Raw genomic sequence first — 17,096 nt, 5'->3', positions numbered from 1 at the left:
CGTCGGCGACAACGGTCATGAATGGATCTGCACCTTGCTGTGGTCGCCGAGGACGAACCGGTGGGCGCTGGGCACGCTGGGGGCCGGAGTGACCTCCACGTGCCGGCCGATCAGGGAGTTCTCGATGCGGCCCACGCCGCGGATCGAGGAGTCGCGCAGCACGATGGAGAACTCGAGCTCGCTGTCGGTGATGCCGCAGTTCTCGGCGACCGAGGTGAACGGGCCGACGTAGGAGTCCTCGACGACCGTGCCGGCGCCGATCAGAACGGGTCCGACGATCCGGGAGCGCACGATCCGCGCCCCCTCCTCGACGACCACCCGTCCGATGAGTTCGGACTCCTCGTCGACCTCCCCGTCGGTGCGGGGTTCGAGGGTCTCCAGGACGGTCCGGTTGACCTCCAGCATGTCGGTGACATTGCCGGTGTCCTTCCAGTAGCCCTGGATGACCGTGCTGCGTACGTCGGCGCCCGTGTCGATCAGGTGCTGGAGGGCGTGGGTGATCTCCAACTCCCCTCGCCAGGACGGGCGGATGGCGCGCACCGCGTCATGGACGACGGGGGTGAACAGATAGACGCCGACGAGGGCGAAGTCGCTCTTGGGGTGTTCCGGCTTCTCCTCCAGGCCGACGACCTGGCCCGTGGCGTCGAGTTCGGCGACGCCGAAGGCGCGGGCGTCCGCGACCTGGGTGAGCAGGATCTGGGCGGCGGGGCGGTCGCGCCGGAACTCGTCGACGAGGGCGCTGATGCCGCCGACGATGAAGTTGTCGCCCAGATACATCACGAAGTCGTCGTCGCCGAGCCAGTCCCGCGCGATCAGCACCGCGTGGGCCAGCCCGAGCGGCCGTTCCTGCGGGATGTAGGTGACCTGCAGCCCGAACTTGGAGCCGTCGCCGACGGCTTCCTCGATCTCGGCGGCGGTGTCCCCGACGATGACGCCGACCTCGGTGATGCCGGCCGCGGCGATCGATTCCAGTCCGTAGAAGAGCACGGCCTTGTTGGCCACGGGCACGAGCTGCTTCGCCGAAGTGTGCGTGATCGGCCGCAGGCGTGTACCGGCTCCGCCGGACAGCACAAGAGCCTTCATCTGCTTCACCTTAGCCTCGATCGTCCGGGTGTGACGCGGGACGGTGACGCTCGATGGTCACGAATCAGGCATGGCGGCCCGGTGGACTCCAGGTGACGCTCAGTCCTCGCCGCGCACGATGTTCCACTCCGGCCCCACGGGCACCACGTACGGTCCGACCCGCTCCTCGACGGCGGGCAGACAGGTGCGGACCGCGCCGAGCGGGCGGCGGGCCTTGGACCAGCCGGTGCGGGGCCGGCGGACGACGGGTTTGTCACTGAGGGGCGAGGTCACCGCGGTTCATCTCTTCTCTGCATCCGTTGACTGCTCCGGGACGGGTCCCCGGCGGTGCCGGGGACAAACGCCCCTTCGGTCAGGCGGTGCCGAGCGCGGTGCGCAGGGTGGCGACGGCCTGTGCGATGGCCGCTCCGGCGGCGTGGGTCCCGCGCAGGGCGTTGAGCATCACGAAGTCGTGGATGATCCCCTGGTAGCGGACCGCGACGACCGGCACGCCCGCCTCGCGCAGCCTGGCCGCGTAGGCCTCGCCCTCGTCGCGCAGGACGTCGGCCTCGCCGGTGATGACCAGGGCCGGCGGCAGACCGGTGAGCTGGTCGGTGGTGGCACGCAGCGGCGATGCCGTGATCTGTGCGCGTTCGCTCTCGTCGGTCGTGTACTGGTCCCAGAACCACTGCATGCCGTCGCGCCGCAGGAAGTAGCCGGTGGCGAACTGGTGGTAGGAGGCGGTGTCGAAGCTCGCGTCGGTGACCGGGTAGAACAGCACCTGCTGGACCAGCGGGACGTCGCCGCGCTCCTTGGCCATCAGGGTCAGCGCGGCGGTCATGTTCCCGCCGACCGAGTCGCCGGCGACGGCCAGCCGGGAGGCGTCGAGGCCCTTGCCCGCGCCCTGCTCGACGATCCAGCGGGCCACGGCGTAGTTCTGCTCGATCGCCACCGGGTAGCGGGCCTCGGGCGAGAGGTCGTACTCGGGGAAGACGACCGCGGCACCGGCGCCGACGGCGAGTTCGCGCACCAGTCGGTCGTGGGTGTGGGCGTTGCCGAAGACCCAGCCGGCGCCGTGGATGTAAAGGATCACCGGAAGGGTGGCGGTGGTGCCCGCCGGCTTGACGATCCGGGCGCGGACCTGGCCGGTGGGGCCGCCCTCGACGGTGATCCACTCCTCGTCCACGGCGGGCTTCTCGATGTCGCCGGACTGGACCTCGTCGACCGCCTTGCGGCCCTCGGCGGGCGCCAGGTCGAACAGGTACGGCGGGTTCGCCGTGGCCTCGACGAAGGCCTGGGCGGCGGGTTCGAGGACGGGGCGGGGTGCGGTGCTGTCGGTCATGACTGCCTCCTCGGTACGGGTGCCGCGACGGCTCCGGCGGAGGTGCGGGAGCCGGTGGTGCGGCACGCCATGGACAGTAGCCCTCGTTTTAGTCGCGCGCAACTAATTAGGGCACGATAGAATCGAGAGGACCTGACCGTTAGGGTGGTGACTAGGGTGGTGACCGTCGTGAACAGGACAGCAACCGGGAGCCGTGCCGTGAGCCAAGCCTCAGTGGAGCCGAGCGTGGAGCTGGGCGTGGAGCCGAGCCAGGGATCGCTGCTCCTGGACGACCAGCTCTGCTTCGCCCTGTACGCCGCCTCCCGCGCCGTCACCGCGCGCTACCGCCCGCTCCTGGACGAACTCGGCCTGACCTACCCGCAGTACCTGGTCATGCTCGTGCTCTGGGAGCAGGACTCGATCTCCGTACGGGACCTCGGGGCCTCGCTCCAGCTGGAGTCCAGCACCCTGTCGCCGCTGCTGAAGCGGCTGGAGGCGAGCGGTCTTGTGCGCCGGGAGCGCCGGGCGGAGGACGAGCGCTCGGTCGCCATCCGGCTCACCGAGGCGGGCGCCGCCCTGCGGGACCGCGCGGCGACGGTCCCGCTCGCCATCGGCGACGCCATGGGTCTCACGCCCGAACAGGACGTCCTGGCCAAGCAGTTGCTGCGGTTGATCACGGCCAACGTCACGAACGGCTGACCGAGAGTTCGGCCCACACCTGCTTGCCTCCACTGACGGGCACGGTCCCCCAGGTTCCCGACATGGCCTCGACGAGGAGGATGCCGCGCCCGCCGGTGGCCTCCCAGCCGATACTGGTCGGCTTGACCGGGGTGCGGGGCGAGGAGTCGGCGACGGCCACGCGCAGCCGGTCGCCGAGCAGGGTGAGGTCGAGGCGGACCCGGCCGTCGGTGTGCACGAGGGCGTTGGTGACCAGCTCCGAGACGACGAGCAGGGCCGCGTCCATGTCGTCCCGTGGCACGCCCCAGCCGCGCAGGGCGCGCCGGGTGAAGCGGCGGGCGTGGCCGACGGCCTCGGGCACCCGCCACACCGTCCAGGTCTCGCGCAGCGGGCGCAGGGTCATGCCGTCGTAGCGCAGCAGGAGCAGGGCCACGTCGTCGCTGCGGCGGGCGCCCACGAGCAGGGCGTCGGCGACGAGGTCGAGGTGGGCGGGGTCGGCGGCGGAGAGCTCGTGCGCGAGCCGGTCGAGGCCCTCGTCGATGTCGGCGTCGGAGGACTCGACGAGGCCGTCCGTGGTCAGCGCGATGACGGTGCCGGGCTGGAGGCGCAGCGGGCTCATCGGGAAGTCGGCCTGCGCGACCACGCCGAGCGGCGGCCCGCCCTCGACGTCGGGGATCTCGATACCGCCGTCCGGGTGACGCAGCACCGGCGGGAGGTGTCCGGCGCGGACGTACCAGGCGAAGCCCTCCTCCATGTCGACGTCGACGTAGCAGCAGGTGGCGAAGAGGTCCGTCTCCAGGTCCATCAGGAGGCGGTTGGCGTGGGAGACCACGACGTCCGGCGGGTGCCCCTCGACGGCGTACGCGCGCAGGGCGGTGCGCATCTGGCTCATCAGGGTGGCGGCGCCCGCGTTGTGCCCCTGGACGTCGCCAATGACGAGGGCGACGTGGTTGTCGGGCAGCGGGATCACGTCGTACCAGTCGCCGCCGACCTCCAGACCGGCCGTGGTGGGCAGATAGCGGGCGACGGCGGCCGCGCCGGGCAGGGTGGGCAGGCGGCGCGGGAGCAGCTGGCGCTGGAGCATGCCGACGAGTTCGTGCTCGGCGTCGAAGGCGTGCGCGCGCAGCAGGGCCTGGCCCGCGAGGCCCGCGGAGGCGGTGAGCAGGGCACGTTCGTCGGTGCCGAAGTCGTGCGGGGCGTCCCAGCCGATGAGGCAGGCGCCGGCCATGCGGCCCCCGGCGGGCAGCGGCAGAACGGCCAGGCCGCCGGGGCCGACCTCGGCGAGCGCGGGTTCCAGGTCACTGCCGGCCGGCCAGATCCGGGCGCGGCCCTCGCGCAGGGCGGCGGCGAGGGTGGGCATGCTCCGAACGGGCGCGTCCGGCCACTCCGAGCGCCACTCCAGGCGCCACAGCTCGGGCCAGGACTCCGGCTCGGGCGGGTCGAGGACGATGACGACGAGCCGCTCGTTCTCCAGCTCGGCGAGCGCGATCCGGTCGGCGTGCAGCGGCTTGCGCAGCGCGGAGACCACGGCCTGGCTGACGTCGCGCACGGTGCCCGCGGTGGCGAGGGCGGCGGCCAGGCGCTGGACACGGGCCACGTCCGTGACGTCGGAGCGCAGCTTGGAGGCGTCGGCGACGGTTCCCACGAGCCGGGCGGGCCGCCCCTCGCCGCCGGGCACCAGACGTCCGCTCAGCCTGAGCCACTTGGGCGGTCCCGAGGGCTGGAGCACCCGGAACTCCAGCTCACGGTCACCGATGGACATGTGGTCGGCCTCGACCACCGACATCAGCGAGGGCAGGTCCTCCGGGACCGCGAGACCGAGCAGGGTCTCGACCTTGCCGTCGAAGTCGTCACGGGTGAGGCCGAACAGGTCGAGGATCTCGTCGCCGACCTCGACGCGTCCGGTGTCCATGGCCAGGCCGAACGCGTTGGCCGGCAGCTCCCCGCCCTCCGCGGCCCGGTCCGCGGCCGGGCAGGACACGGCGTCGGCGATCAGCTCAAGAGACTTGCGGTCGTCGGTGTCGAACCCCTCGGGGCGTTCACTCACCGCCACCAGGCAGCCGCCGCCGGCGTCCCCGCGCGCGGGCAGCACGGCCAGGAAGAAGTCCCGCGCGGACGTGCGCCGCGACTCCGCGCTCCCCGACAGCTCCTTCGGCCCCAGCCACACCGCGTTCCCGGTGCGGTGGGCGTCGGCCACCGGGGAGCCGCCCGTGAGGAGGTAGCCGTCGCGCAGTCCGAACAGGGTCCGCGGTACGCCGGCCGACTCGACCAGGCACAGCACGTCGCCGTCCTGCGCGGGGGTGTAGAAGGCGGCGAGCGAGGCGCCCGCGAAGACGAGCGCCTGTTCCAGGACGCGGCGCACCCGATCGAGCGATGTCGGTTCGGACGTGAGCGCTTTCAGGGCGCTTTCGGCACGCAACGTTCTCGTTCCGCGTCCCGCAGCGCCCTCACTGACCACGTCCGTCATTACAGCGCGTATGCGGCGCCTGCGCAGCCCCTGTGGACGTTCCGTGGAGGCCGAAGGGCCGGTCCGCCCGATACGTACCGAACCTGCGGTGGTTCTCCGGGCCGTTCCGCTCGCCGTGCGCGTCCGGCCCGGGGGAGGCAGATTTGTCCCTGGGACCCGTCGCGCGGCCGTGCGAGGAGGTGGTCGGCGTGTCCGACGGGCATACGTCCGCACAGTCGCCGGCGACCGCGAGGGCGCGGGTGGGCCGGCCGCTGCTGTCCCTGGCGCTGGCCTCGATGATGGACGAGGTGCACGCGCACTCCGGCGCGGTGTATCTGCTGGCCGCCGACGAGCCCGTACTGGAGATGTCGGTGATGGCGGGGCTGCCCCGGGCGTTCGCGGCTCCGTGGGAGCGGGTCGGGCTGAGCGCGCCGATCCCGGTGGCGCAGGCGGTGCGGGAGCGGCGGCTGGTCTGGGTGGGCGGCGAGGAGGACATGGCGCGCAGCTATCCGCGCATCGCGGTGGTGCTGCCGTACCCCTTCGCGCTGGCCGCGCTGCCGGTGGCGACGCGGTCGACGGCGTACGGCGCGGTGTTCGTGACCTGGCCCGGTTCCCATCCGCCGGAGCTGTCCGACCGGGAGCGGGGCCATCTGACCGCGGCCTGCGACCGGCTCGCGGTGCGGCTGGAACGGGCCGTCGAGGAGAACCGTCCGGTGTTTCCGGAGCACGATCTGCTGGCCACTCCCCCGCCGGCGGGCGCGGCGGGGACGCTCGGCACGCTGGAGGCGGCCCGAATGGTGGCACGGCTGCCGTACGGGCTGTGCTCGCTGGATCTGCACGGCCGGATCAGCTTCGCCAACGCGGCCGCCGCCGAACTCATCGGTGTCCCGGTCAGCGCGCTGCTGGGCACCCAGCTGTGGGCGTCGGTGCCCTGGCTCAACGACCCGGTGTACGAGGACCGTTACCGGGCCGCGCTGCTCAGCCAGCACACCACCTCGTTCATGGCGCTGCGTCCGCCGGGCGACTGGCTGTCGTTCCGGCTGCATCCCAGTACGACCGGGTTGAGCGTACGGATCACCAGGGCGCGGCCGGTGGCGGAGATGAACCGCGCCGGGCCGCAGCCGGGTGACGCCGCGCCCCGGCTGGTCACCATCTCTCAGGTGCTCAGCCTGGCGGGCGCGCTCACCGAGGCGGTGGGGGTGCAGGACGTGGTGCAGCTGGTCGCGGACGAGATCGCGCCGGCCGTGGGCAGCCAGGCCCTGGTCGTGCTGGGTTCGCGGGCGGGGCGGCTGCATGTGCTGGGGCATCGCGGCTATCCGGACGCGCACGTCGTGGAGCGGTTCGACGGGCTGCCGCTGGCCGAGCGGACGCCGGGCACGCACGTGCTCACCACGGGCGTGCCGGCGTTCTTCGACTCACGCGGGGAACTGGAGCGCCTGTATCCGGGGCGGCTCGACTCCCCCGACGGCTTCGCGGCCTGGGCGTACCTTCCGCTGATCGCCTCAGGGCGGACCGTGGGCACCTGCGTGCTCGCCTACACCGAGCGGCACCCGTTCCCCGCGGACGAGCGGGCCGTGCTGACGAGTCTGGGCGGGCTCGTCGCCCAGGCCCTGGAGCGCGCCCAGCTCTACGACGCCAAGCACCAGCTCGCGCACGGGCTTCAGGAGGCGCTGCTGCCGAGCACTCTGCCGACGCTGCCCGGCATCGAGGCCGCCGCGCGCTATCTGCCCGCGACCCAGGGCATGGAGATCGGCGGCGACTTCTACGACCTGGTGCCCTCGCACGGAGTGGCGGCGGCCGTGATCGGGGACGTCCAGGGGCACAACGTGACCGCGGCCGGCCTCATGGGCCAGATCCGTACCGCCGTACGGGCGTACACCACGGTCGGGCAGGCTCCCGAGGACGTCATGCGCAGCACCAACCGGCTGCTGATCGACCTGGGCGCGGACCTCTTCGCCAGCTGTCTCTATCTGCGGCTGGATCCGGCGCGGGGGCGTGCGGTGATGGCACGCGCGGGCCATCCGCCGCCGCTGCTGCGCCGACCGGACGGACGGGTACGGGTCCTCGACCTGGCCGGCGGTCCGCTGCTCGGCATCGACGAGGCGGCCACCTATCCGACGACGGAGGTCGACCTGGCCCCCGGCTCCGTGCTCGTCCTCTACACCGACGGTCTGATCGAGTCCCCGGGCGTCGACATCGAGGACGCGCTGGCCGACCTCGGCGAACTGCTCACGTCCTCGGGCGACCTGCCGCTGGAGGAGTTGGCCGACCACCTCGTGCGGCACAGCACGGCGGCCCGGGAGCGGGTGGACGACGTGGCGCTGCTGTTGCTGAGGGCGACTCCGACGGGCCCATGAAGGACGGACACATGAATGCGGTCCGGCCCTCCCGCCGGAGGGCCGGACCGTCCACCGCCGACCGGGACGATGAGCCGACCGACAGTGGGTCTGCGTGGGGGGAACCCGAGCCGAGGGCCAACGGGGTGGGGCCCGATGGATGGCCCTCGGCAAGGGACGGTCAGGCAACGCCCTGAAGGGGCGCGGGGCTGCATCTATGTGCGGCTCCGCCGCGTGGGCGCGACCAGCCACGATGGCGCCGCGGACGATCGACAACCGATCACCGCGCCTGCCTACGGAGGCCTCAGTGAGAGCCGGTGAGCTGCGAGCCGTCGTCCGCGCCGTTGCCGGTCTGGTCCTCCTGGCCCGTCCCGTTCAGGTCGTCGCCGGCGCCGTTCGCGTCGTCACCGGCGCCCTGCTGCTCCTCGCCCGCCGTCGCGGAGGGGTCGGCCGCCTCGCCGCCGATCTCCTCGCCACCGACGCCCTCGTCACCCGCACTCGCGCTCGGGTCGACGGCGCCTTCGTCACCGGCACCGGCGTCACCCGCACCCGCGTCACCCGCACCGGCGTCGCCGGCACCCGCGTCGCCGAGCGTCGCGCCCGTCGCCGCGAGGGCGGTGGTCACCGGCTGGAAGAAGGTCTCGCCGCCGACGGTGCAGTCGCCGCTGCCGCCGGAGGTGAGGCCGACCGCGCCGCCGTCCTGCGTGAACAGGGAGCCGCCGCTGTCGCCCGCCTCGGCGCAGACGTCGGTCTGGATGAGCCCGGTGACGGTGTCGACGCCGCTCGGGTCCGTCTCGCTCTGGAAGTTGACCGTGGCGTCCAGACCGGTGATCGTGCCGTCCTTCAGGCCGGTCGTGCTGCCCATCCGGAAGACCTGCGTGCCGACCGTGGCCTCCTCGGCCTGGACGATCTGGACGGTCTGGCCGCCGCCGACGTTGACCTCGCTCGGCGCCACGGTGGCCGGGTCGTCGTACTTCACCAGGGAGAAGTCGCCCTCGCCCGGGAAGGTGGCCTGGTCGACGGTGGCGATGGGCTCACCGGTCTCGGAGTCGGACCACTGCTTCGCCGCCACACCGCAGTGACCGGCCGTCAGGAAGGCCGGCGCGCCGTCGCTCGCGGTGACGTTGAAGCCGAGGGAGCAGCGGACGGTGCCGCCTTCGACCTGGGAGAAGATCGCGTCGCCGCCCGAGACGAAGGGCTTGAAGGTGCCGGCCGACTTCTTCAGCGTCGCCATGTCCGCGCCGAGGCCCTGGACCGTGGACTCCAGCTGGTTCCACTTGGCGCCGGTGACCGTGCTGTCGGCGGTGACCACGATCTTGTTGGTGCGTGCGTCGAGCGCCCAGGCGGTGCCCGGGATGGTCGCGTCGGTCTTCAGGGTCTGCGCGCCGGTCTTCAGCTCGGCGAGGCTGTTGTCGACCTCGCGGACCTTCGCGCCCGCCTTTTCGGCCTGGACTATCACGTTGTTGTTGTCGCCGGATATGACATTGACGACCAACTGCTGGCTGCCGGAGTCGTAGTACGAACCGGCGAAGGCCTGACCGAGCAGATCCTGGAGCTGTGAGGCGAGATCCGAGGCGTCGGTCGCCTTCAGGGTCTTGGGGGCCGCGTCGGACGAATTGTCCTGCGACGCATTGGCGTTCGGCAGCAGTATTGCGGCCGCGCCGAGCGCCACGACGCTGCCTGCCGCGATCGCGACCTTGCGCTTCGGAATTCGCTTGTGACTCAAACTACTCGACCTCCTGGGGGACCGGAGTGTGGGTGCCGCCGTTCGGCAGCTGTTCTGTTCGGGGCGCCTGGTTGGCTGTTGGTACGCACGTGCCGTCTGGTGCGTTCAATTCCGTTTGCCAACTCGCTTTGCCCTACGCCGAATCAGCCATGACCCGCGCCTGACCCGCCGGCGCGCCGGGCAAGCGCTTCCCGGCGCCACCACGCCCTGTCCATGCCGCATCCACACCATGTCCACGCTGCGGTGACCGATGCGGATGTCCTGATCGAAGCGGTGCGCGCCGACGGCTCACCGGCGACTCACGACGGCTCGCCGACACGATCAGCGACCGGTCGACAACAGTCCGTTCCGATCACGGAGCGGAATCCCGGCTTCAGCGAATCTGCACATCGACTACCCAACCAAGTCACCGTGGGCGGAGGTTCTCCACACAGGAAAGGCCGCCGCCACGTCATTGGGGCGGGAGTGTCGCATTCGCCTCGAGGGCCGCAAGCCCTCGCGTGAACCAATGCCGTGAGGCATGTGAAGAACTCGCCCGCGAGGCGTGCGCACACCTGCACGGAATAGTGCCCGTGAGGCTCAAGTGCCCTGGTAGGACGTTTGGTTGATTGGAAGCCCGTACCCGCCGCGTGCTTTGATCCATCGCACCGCAGGGTCCGCCAACGGCTCCCGGAAACGGGCGCACGGCGTCCGCGGTCGCGGCGTCCATCTGTCCCCAGAGGGGCCGCTCCCCCTTGCTGAATATCCATACGAAGGGAAGTTCCATCATGAACTCCACCCCCCAGGTTCAGACCGTCGAGATCTCCGACGCCGAGCTCGACAACGTCTCCGGCGGCCTTTCCGTGAACGCCGTCAGCAACGTCACCGGCCTGGTGGACGGCATCGTCCCCGTTTCCGGCCTGGTCGACACCGTGGTCGGCACCGTCGAGGCCACGACCGGTCTGAACACCGCCCCGGTCACCAACCTGGTCGCCGGTCTCTGATCGCACCTTCTGTGCCGTCGAGCCCCGGAGCCGTCACCCGGCTCCGGGGCTCTCGGACGCCCTGAAGCAGATGCCCTGAATCAGCAGACGCCCTGAATCAAGGGAAGCCCCCGTGCAGTTCCGCCAGCAGGCCCTCACCAAGCTCCAGTCACCGGAGGATCTCGACCTCCCGGTGCGTTTCGCCCGCCCCCAGGGCTGGCTCGTGCTGTCCGTGACGGTGGTCGCGATGGCCGCCGCCTCCGTGTGGGCGGTGACCGGCTCGGTGGCCTCCACGGTCGGCGCGCCCGCCGTCCTCACGCACGGGGAGGGCAGTTACATCCTGCAGAGCCCGGTCGCGGGCCAGGTCACGGCGGTGCTCGCGAAGGAGGGCGTGCGGCTGCCGGCCGGCTCCCCCGTCCTCAAGGTCCGCACCAGCGAGGACAGTACGGTCGTCCGTACGGTGGCCGCGGGCCGGATCACGGCGCTCGCCGCCACCATCGGCCAGATCATCCAGACCGGTGCCAATGTCGCCGCCGTCGAGAAGGTCGCCCACGCCGGCGACCCGCTCTACGCGACGGTGTACGTGCCCGCCGAGAACGCGGCCTCCATTCCGGCGAACGCCGCCGTGGACCTGACCGTCTCCTCCGTGCCGACCCAGGAGTACGGCGTGCTGCGCGGCCACGTGAAGTCGGTGGACCGCTCGGCCCAATCGGCCCAGCAGATCGGCGCGTTCCTCGGGGACAGCCAGCTGGGCGAGCAGTTCACCAAGAAGGGCAGGCCGGTGGCCGTGCTGGTCCGATTGGACAAGTCGTCCGGCACGAAGAGCGGTTACAAGTGGTCGTCCGCCGACGGACCGCCCTTCGCCCTCAGCTCCATGACCATGGCCTCGGGCTCGATCCGGCTGGCCGACCAGCGTCCCGTCGATTGGCTACTGCCGTGAGCACCGCACAGGAGACGCGGAGCAGACGCCGCGCCACCGCGCCCAAACGCCCGGTTCCCAAAGGCCGGGCGAAGACCGTCCGTACACCGACCGTGCTCCAGATGGAGGCGGTCGAGTGCGGTGCCGCCTCCCTCGCGATGGTCCTCGGCCACTACGGCAGGCACGTCCCGCTGGAGGAACTCCGCATCGCCTGCGGTGTCTCCCGGGACGGCTCCCGCGCGAGCAACCTGCTGAAGGCGGCCCGCAGTTACGGCCTGACGGCCAAGGGCATGCAGATGGACACGGCCGCCCTCGCCGAGGTGCAGACCCCGGCCGTCCTCTTCTGGGAGTTCAACCACTACGTCGTCTACGACGGCATGGGCCGCCGCTTCGGCCGCCGCGGTGTCTTCGTCAACGACCCCGGCAAGGGCCGCCGGTTCGTCCCCATGGAGGACTTCGACGGCAGCTTCACCGGGGTCGTGCTGGTCATGGAGCCCGGCGACGACTTCACCAAGGGCGGCCGCAAGCAGGGTGTCCTGGGCGCGATGCCGGCCCGGCTGCGCGGCACGGCGGGCACGATGCCGGCCGCGGTCCTCGCCAGCCTGCTGCTCGTGCTGGTCGGCGCGGCGGTGCCCGCGCTGAGCCGCACCTACATCGACATGTTCCTGATCGGGGGTCAGACCTCGCTGCTCGGCGTGCTGTTCGCGTCGATGGGCGCGAGCGTCCTGCTCACGATCGTGCTGACCTGGCTCCAGCAGGCGAACCTGCTGCGCGGCCGCATCATCTCCTCCACCCTCTCCAGCGCCCGCTTCCTGCGCCATCTGCTGCGCCTGCCGGTGACTTTCTTCTCCCAGCGCAGCCCGGCCGACCTGGTCCAACGCCTTCAGTCCAACGACCAGGTGGCCGAGACCCTGGCCCGCGATCTCGCCGCGGCGGGCGTGGACGCGGTGGTCGTCGTCCTCTACGCCGTGCTCCTCTACACGTACGACCCGCAGTTGACGTATCTCGGGATCGGCGTCGCGCTGCTGAACATCGTCGCGATGCGGGTGGTCATCCGGCTGCGGGCGACGCGGACGGCGAAGCTGCGGGCCGACAGCGCGCGGCTGACCAACACCGCTTACTCCGGGCTCCAGTTGATCGAGACGATGAAGGCGACCGGCGGTGAGGACGGGTACTTCCGCAAGTGGGCCGGGCAGCACGCCACCACGCTGGAGGAGCAGCAGCGGCTCGGGGTGCCGAGCGCCTGGCTCGGGGTGGTCGCGCCGACGCTGGCCTCGCTGAACAGCGCGTTGATCCTGTGGATCGGCGGCATGCGGGCCGTGGAGGGCGGTATCTCGGTCGGTCTGCTGGTCGCCTTCCAGTCCCTGGTCACCCGCTTCACTGCGCCGATCACGCGTCTGAACGGCGTCGCGGGCCGCATCCAGGACTTCGCCGCCGACGTGGCCCGGTTGAAGGACGTCGAGAACTTCCAGACCGACCCGCTCTACGACCGTCCCGGCGCCGGCGACTCCACGCGCCGCCTCCAGGGGCACGTCGAGCTCCAGAACATCACCTTCGGCTACAACCCGCTCGACAAGCCCCTGCTCACCGGCTTCGACCTGACCGTCGGCCCCGGGCAGCAGGTCGCCCTCGTCGGCGGCTCGGGCAGCGGCAAGTCCACGGTCTCCCGGCTGATCTCGGGTCTCTACACGCCGTGGGAGGGCGTGATCCGCATCGACGACCAGCGCCTGGACGACATCCCGCGCGGCGCGCTCGCGGCCTCGGTCTCCTTCGTCGACCAGGAGGTCTTCCTGTTCGAGGGCTCGGTCCGCGACAACGTGGCGTTGTGGGACCCGTCGATCCCGGACGACGCGGTGGTGGAGGCGCTGCGGGACGCGGCGCTCCTGGACGTGGTGACGCGCCGGCCCGGCGGCATCCACAGCAGGGTCGAGCAGGACGGGCGCAACTTCTCCGGCGGGCAGCGCCAACGCCTGGAGATCGCCAGGGCGTTGGTGCGCCGGCCGAGCATCCTGGTCCTCGACGAGGTGACGAGCGCGCTGGACGCGGAGACCGAGCTGGCCGTGATGGACAACCTGCGTCGGCGCGGCTGTGCCTGTGTGGTGATCGCGCACCGGCTCAGCACCGTGCGCGACAGCGACGAGATCGTCGTGCTCCAGCACGGCACGATCGTGGAACGCGGGCGCCACGAGGACCTGGTGGCGCACGGCGGCGCCTACGCGGCGCTGGTCAGGGAGCGTTGAGATGACGACGGCACACGAAGGCGACCTCGTTCTCGGCGCACTCGGCTCCATGGGCACCCCGGTCGACTGCTCGGGTCTGAACCGACTCGACCTGGAGGGCCCGCAGGTGCTGTGGCTGATCACGGCGGGCAGCCTGGACCTGTTCGCGGTGGACGCCGCCCAGCAGGGCCACTGGCACCACCTCGGCCGCCTGGGGGCGGGCTCGCTCCTCCTGGGACCGGTGGCCGGCCCCCAACACACCCTGGTCGCCCGCCCGTTGCGCGACTGCGTGGTCCACCGCATCGGCCTGCGCGAGCTGTACCAGACGGCCGACACCCAGACCTGGTCCTACGACGAGTACGGCAACGCCCAGTACGTCCCGCCGACGACGAGCCCGCTGGAGTACGCCCTGGCCCTCGGCGTCGGACGCAGTCTGTCCGTCCTCTTCCAGGCGCCGACGGCCGGCGAACGCGCCGCCGAGCTGACCGACGACGACGTCTTCTGGATGCAGGTGCCGCCGGGCAGCGTGCAGTACGGCTCGCTGTACGGCGCCGAAGCCGCTGCCGACCTGCTGATGGACCCCGGGCTCTGGCAGAGCATGGTCGACCAGCAGTACCGGCTGCTGACCACCCTGGACCGCTGGATCGAGCAGCTGGAGCGCACCCACGAGACCCGAACCGCCGCCGGTATCAAGGCCGGTGAGGCCGTGCGCGCCCAGGCCGACCGCACCCTGCTCGCTTCCATCGGCAAGTCCTCCAAGCGCACCACGGCCGCGGACGCCGACGCCTCGTACGCGGCCTGCAAGTTGGTCGCCCAGGCCGCCGGGATCACCCTGTCCGCGCCCGCGCGCAGCGGTACGGAGAGCGACCGGCTCGACCCGGTGGAGCAGGTGGCGATCGCCTCCCGGGTACGGACCAGGGCCGTACGCCTGGACGGCCGTTGGTGGCGTGACAACATCGGGCCGCTGGTCGGACACCGCGCTCTGTCCGGGGCGCCGGTCGCGCTGCTGTGGCGGCGCGGCGGATATGTGGCCGTGCATCCGGCGACGGGCCGTGAGACGCCGATCGAGAAGGCGAACGCGGAGGAGTTCGAGCCGCGCGCGGTGATGTTCTACCGCCCGCTGCCCGATCACGGCCTCAGCCCCCTGAAGCTGCTGCGGTTCAGCATGAAGGGCACCGGCAACGACCTCACCAGCCTGCTCCTCGGCGGTCTGGTGACCGTGGCGATCGGCGCGCTGGTGCCGATCGCGACCGGCAAGGTGCTGGGCGAGTTCGTGCCCAAGGCGCAGACGCATCTGATCGTGCAGGTCTGTCTGGCCGTGATGATGACCAGCGTGGTGGCGGCGGCCTTCATGCTGCTGGAGAACCTCACCATCCTCCGGCTGGAGGGCCGCATCGAGGCCACGCTCCAACCGGCCGTCTGGGACCGCCTGTTGCGGCTGCCGACGAAGTTCTTCACGGAACGCTCGACCGGCGAACTGGCGAGCGCGGCGATGGGCATCAGCGCGATCCGCCGCATGATGGCCGGCATCGGGCCCACCGTCGCCCAGTCGCTCACGATCGGCGCGATGAACCTGGGACTGCTGTTCTGGTACAGCCCGTCGATGGCGCTGGCGGCGATCGGCATGCTCGTCGTCATCGCGGGGGCCTTCCTGGGCCTCGGCCTGTGGCAGGTGCGCTGGCAGCGCCGGCTTGTGGTCCTCAGCAACAAGCTGAACAACCAGGCCTTCCAGACCTTGCGCGGCCTGCCCAAGCTGCGGGTGGCCGCCGCCGAGAACTACGCGTACGCGGCCTGGGCCTCGGAGTTCGCGCGCAGCCGTGAACTCCAGCAGCGGGTGGGCCGGATCAAGAACCTCACGACGGTGATGGGGGCGGTCTATCTCCCCCTGTGCACCCTGCTGATGTTCATGCTGCTCGCCGGTCCGGCGCGCGGGTCGATGTCGGCGGCGGCCTTCCTCACCTTCAACACCTCGGTGACGATGCTGCTGACCTCGGTCACCCAACTGACCGGCGCCTTCGTCTCGGTGGTGTCCGCGCTGCCCCTCTTCGAGGAGATCAAGCCGGTCCTCGACGCGACCCCGGAGGTACGCACGGCGAGCACCCGGCCGGGCCCGCTGACCGGCGCGATCGAGACGCGCGGCCTCTCCTTCCGGTACGCGGACGACGCGCCGCTGGTGCTGGACGACGTGTCGTTCGCGATCCGTCCGGGCGAGTTCGTGGCGATCGTGGGCCCCAGCGGCTGCGGCAAGTCGACGCTGCTGCGGCTGCTGATCGGCTTCGACAAGCCGGTCTCGGGCAATGTGCTCTACGACGGTCAGGACCTGGCGGCGCTCGACCAGTCGGCGGTGCGCCGGCAGTGCGGTGTGGTGCTCCAGCACGCGCAGCCCTTTACGGGCTCGATCCTGGACGTCATCTGCGGCACCGAGCCGTACACGCCGGAGGAGGCCATGGCGGCGGCCGAGATGGCGGGGCTCGCCGAGGACATCAAGCGGATGCCGATGGGCCTGCACACGATCGTCTCGGGCAGCGGTTCGGTCTCCGGCGGTCAGCGTCAACGCCTCATGATCGCCCAGGCGTTGATCCGCCGGCCGCGGATCCTCTTCTTCGACGAGGCGACCAGCGCCCTCGACAACGAGACCCAGCGGACGGTCATCGAGTCCACCAAGGCCCTCAACGCCACCCGCGTCGTCATCGCCCACCGCCTGTCGACCGTGCTCGACGCCGACCGCGTCATCGTGATGGAGGACGGCAAGGTCGCCCAGCAGGGCCCACCCGCCCAACTGCTCGCGGACACGGGCGGCCGGCTGCACGAACTGGTGCGCCGACAGCTGGCGTAAGGGCTCGGCCCAGACACCTGAAGGCTCAGTCCTGGCCGGGGACAGGTGCTCCGGAGGGCACACCGGCCTCGACGTATGCCGCGTAGAACTCCTTCCAGGAAGCGGTCGTCCCGGCGTGCGGCCCCTCGGACCGCTCGCCCCGCGCCGTCGCGTCGAAGGCGGCCAGACAGACCTCCCAGCCCGCGGCGTTGCGGGCGGCGGTGTCGGCGGCCTCCAGGACGTCCGTGAGGGTGAAGCGGGTGCGCTTGTCGCCCAACTCCTCCAGATCGAAGCGCAGTTCGTCGCCGCCCCACGCGAAGGACAGGTGCCGGGGCGCGTCGACGGCGAGCACCCGGCCGGTGGACTCCGGCATGTTCGGATCGCGGCTGAAGGTGATGACGCCGCCGGGACGCAACTCGATCTCGGCCCGGGACGGAAACCACCGGGCGAGTTCGCCCGCGTCGGTCACGAGTTGCCACATGTGCGCGACGGGGTGATCGTGAATGCGGCTGAAGCGGACGGCCGGACGGCCGTCGTCCAGTGTCAGACAGGTGCCGGTGAGCTCTGTGGCCATGGCGGATTCCCTTCTCGGTCGCCCTCCCGAGCAACCTC

At 71.4% G+C, this 17,096-nt stretch carries 12 protein-coding genes; 6 read left to right on the top strand and 6 right to left on the bottom strand.

Features of this window, described 5'->3' with window-relative positions; translation table 11 throughout:
- Positions 1 to 15: 15 nt before the first annotated feature.
- The 3 genes from ACWD5F_RS36850 to ACWD5F_RS36840 all read right to left on the bottom strand — a co-directional run bounded on the left by ACWD5F_RS36850 (position 16) and on the right by ACWD5F_RS36840 (position 2,404).
- Positions 16 to 1,083, bottom strand: coding sequence for a glucose-1-phosphate thymidylyltransferase (locus ACWD5F_RS36850; protein ID WP_451260658.1), 1,068 nt, complete (start codon positions 1,081 to 1,083; stop codon positions 16 to 18).
- A 99-nt stretch (positions 1,084 to 1,182) separates the two neighbouring features.
- Positions 1,183 to 1,356 (bottom strand): hypothetical protein, encoded by a 174-nt coding sequence (locus ACWD5F_RS36845; RefSeq protein ID WP_401710549.1) that lies wholly within the window; start codon positions 1,354 to 1,356, stop codon positions 1,183 to 1,185.
- A gap of 79 nt (positions 1,357 to 1,435) precedes the next feature.
- On the bottom strand, positions 1,436 to 2,404 hold the full coding sequence (locus ACWD5F_RS36840) for an alpha/beta hydrolase (protein ID WP_451260657.1): 969 nt from the start codon (positions 2,402 to 2,404) through the stop codon (positions 1,436 to 1,438).
- A 198-nt stretch (positions 2,405 to 2,602) separates the two neighbouring features.
- Here ACWD5F_RS36840 and ACWD5F_RS36835 point away from each other — a divergent pair, with 198 nt between their 5' ends.
- Positions 2,603 to 3,082 (top strand): MarR family winged helix-turn-helix transcriptional regulator, encoded by a 480-nt coding sequence (locus tag ACWD5F_RS36835; RefSeq protein ID WP_451260656.1) that lies wholly within the window; start codon positions 2,603 to 2,605, stop codon positions 3,080 to 3,082.
- Here ACWD5F_RS36835 and ACWD5F_RS36830 read toward each other — a convergent pair.
- Positions 3,069 to 5,528: a SpoIIE family protein phosphatase gene (locus ACWD5F_RS36830; RefSeq protein WP_451260655.1), complete on the bottom strand. Its 2,460-nt coding sequence runs from the start codon at positions 5,526 to 5,528 to the stop codon at positions 3,069 to 3,071. The genes ACWD5F_RS36835 and ACWD5F_RS36830 overlap by 14 nt on opposite strands.
- Before the next feature lie 179 nt (positions 5,529 to 5,707).
- Between ACWD5F_RS36830 and ACWD5F_RS36825 the strand changes: the two genes are divergently transcribed.
- Positions 5,708 to 7,864 carry a SpoIIE family protein phosphatase gene (locus ACWD5F_RS36825; protein ID WP_451260685.1) on the top strand — a complete coding sequence of 719 codons (2,157 nt, stop codon included), beginning with the start codon at positions 5,708 to 5,710 and terminating at the stop codon, positions 7,862 to 7,864.
- 283 nt (positions 7,865 to 8,147) lie between these two features.
- Here ACWD5F_RS36825 and ACWD5F_RS36820 read toward each other — a convergent pair whose 3' ends face one another.
- On the bottom strand, positions 8,148 to 9,569 hold the full coding sequence (locus ACWD5F_RS36820; protein ID WP_451260654.1) for a S1 family peptidase: 1,422 nt from the start codon (positions 9,567 to 9,569) through the stop codon (positions 8,148 to 8,150).
- A gap of 767 nt (positions 9,570 to 10,336) precedes the next feature.
- Here ACWD5F_RS36820 and ACWD5F_RS36815 point away from each other — a divergent pair.
- From ACWD5F_RS36815 to ACWD5F_RS36800, 4 genes are all read left to right on the top strand, one after another.
- Positions 10,337 to 10,552, top strand: coding sequence for a type A2 lantipeptide (locus tag ACWD5F_RS36815; protein ID WP_123996206.1), 216 nt, complete (start codon positions 10,337 to 10,339; stop codon positions 10,550 to 10,552).
- A 112-nt stretch (positions 10,553 to 10,664) separates the two neighbouring features.
- Positions 10,665 to 11,471 (top strand): HlyD family efflux transporter periplasmic adaptor subunit, encoded by an 807-nt coding sequence (locus ACWD5F_RS36810; RefSeq protein ID WP_451260653.1) that lies wholly within the window; start codon positions 10,665 to 10,667, stop codon positions 11,469 to 11,471.
- The gene (locus ACWD5F_RS36805; protein ID WP_451260652.1) at positions 11,468 to 13,690 is read left to right on the top strand and encodes an NHLP family bacteriocin export ABC transporter peptidase/permease/ATPase subunit; all 2,223 of its coding nucleotides are present in this window, start codon (positions 11,468 to 11,470) and stop codon (positions 13,688 to 13,690) included. The genes ACWD5F_RS36810 and ACWD5F_RS36805 overlap by 4 nt, the downstream gene beginning before the upstream one ends.
- A gap of 1 nt (position 13,691) precedes the next feature.
- Positions 13,692 to 16,505 (top strand): NHLP bacteriocin export ABC transporter permease/ATPase subunit, encoded by a 2,814-nt coding sequence (locus ACWD5F_RS36800; protein ID WP_451260651.1) that lies wholly within the window; start codon positions 13,692 to 13,694, stop codon positions 16,503 to 16,505.
- Between the two features lie 25 nt (positions 16,506 to 16,530).
- Here ACWD5F_RS36800 and ACWD5F_RS36795 read toward each other — a convergent pair whose 3' ends face one another.
- On the bottom strand, positions 16,531 to 17,058 hold the full coding sequence (locus ACWD5F_RS36795; protein WP_451260650.1) for an SRPBCC family protein: 528 nt from the start codon (positions 17,056 to 17,058) through the stop codon (positions 16,531 to 16,533).
- Positions 17,059 to 17,096: the final 38 nt, after the last annotated feature.

The sequence above is a fragment of the Streptomyces sp. NPDC002499 genome (genome assembly GCF_053595415.1).
This window is presented reverse-complemented; position numbering and strand designations above follow the sequence as displayed.

What these genes read in the sequence shown, in the direction of transcription:
- ACWD5F_RS36850 (WP_451260658.1), bottom strand. Translation starts at nt 1,083, where the DNA reads ATGAAGGCTCTTGTGCTGTCCGGCGGAGCCGGTACACGCCTGCGGCCG.
- ACWD5F_RS36830 (WP_451260655.1), bottom strand. Translation starts at nt 5,528, where the DNA reads ATGACGGACGTGGTCAGTGAGGGCGCTGCGGGACGCGGAACGAGAACG.
- ACWD5F_RS36815 (WP_123996206.1), top strand. Translation starts at nt 10,337, where the DNA reads ATGAACTCCACCCCCCAGGTTCAGACCGTCGAGATCTCCGACGCCGAG.
- ACWD5F_RS36795 (WP_451260650.1), bottom strand. Translation starts at nt 17,058, where the DNA reads ATGGCCACAGAGCTCACCGGCACCTGTCTGACACTGGACGACGGCCGT.
- ACWD5F_RS36840 (WP_451260657.1), bottom strand. Translation starts at nt 2,404, where the DNA reads ATGACCGACAGCACCGCACCCCGCCCCGTCCTCGAACCCGCCGCCCAG.
- ACWD5F_RS36800 (WP_451260651.1), top strand. Translation starts at nt 13,692, where the DNA reads ATGACGACGGCACACGAAGGCGACCTCGTTCTCGGCGCACTCGGCTCC.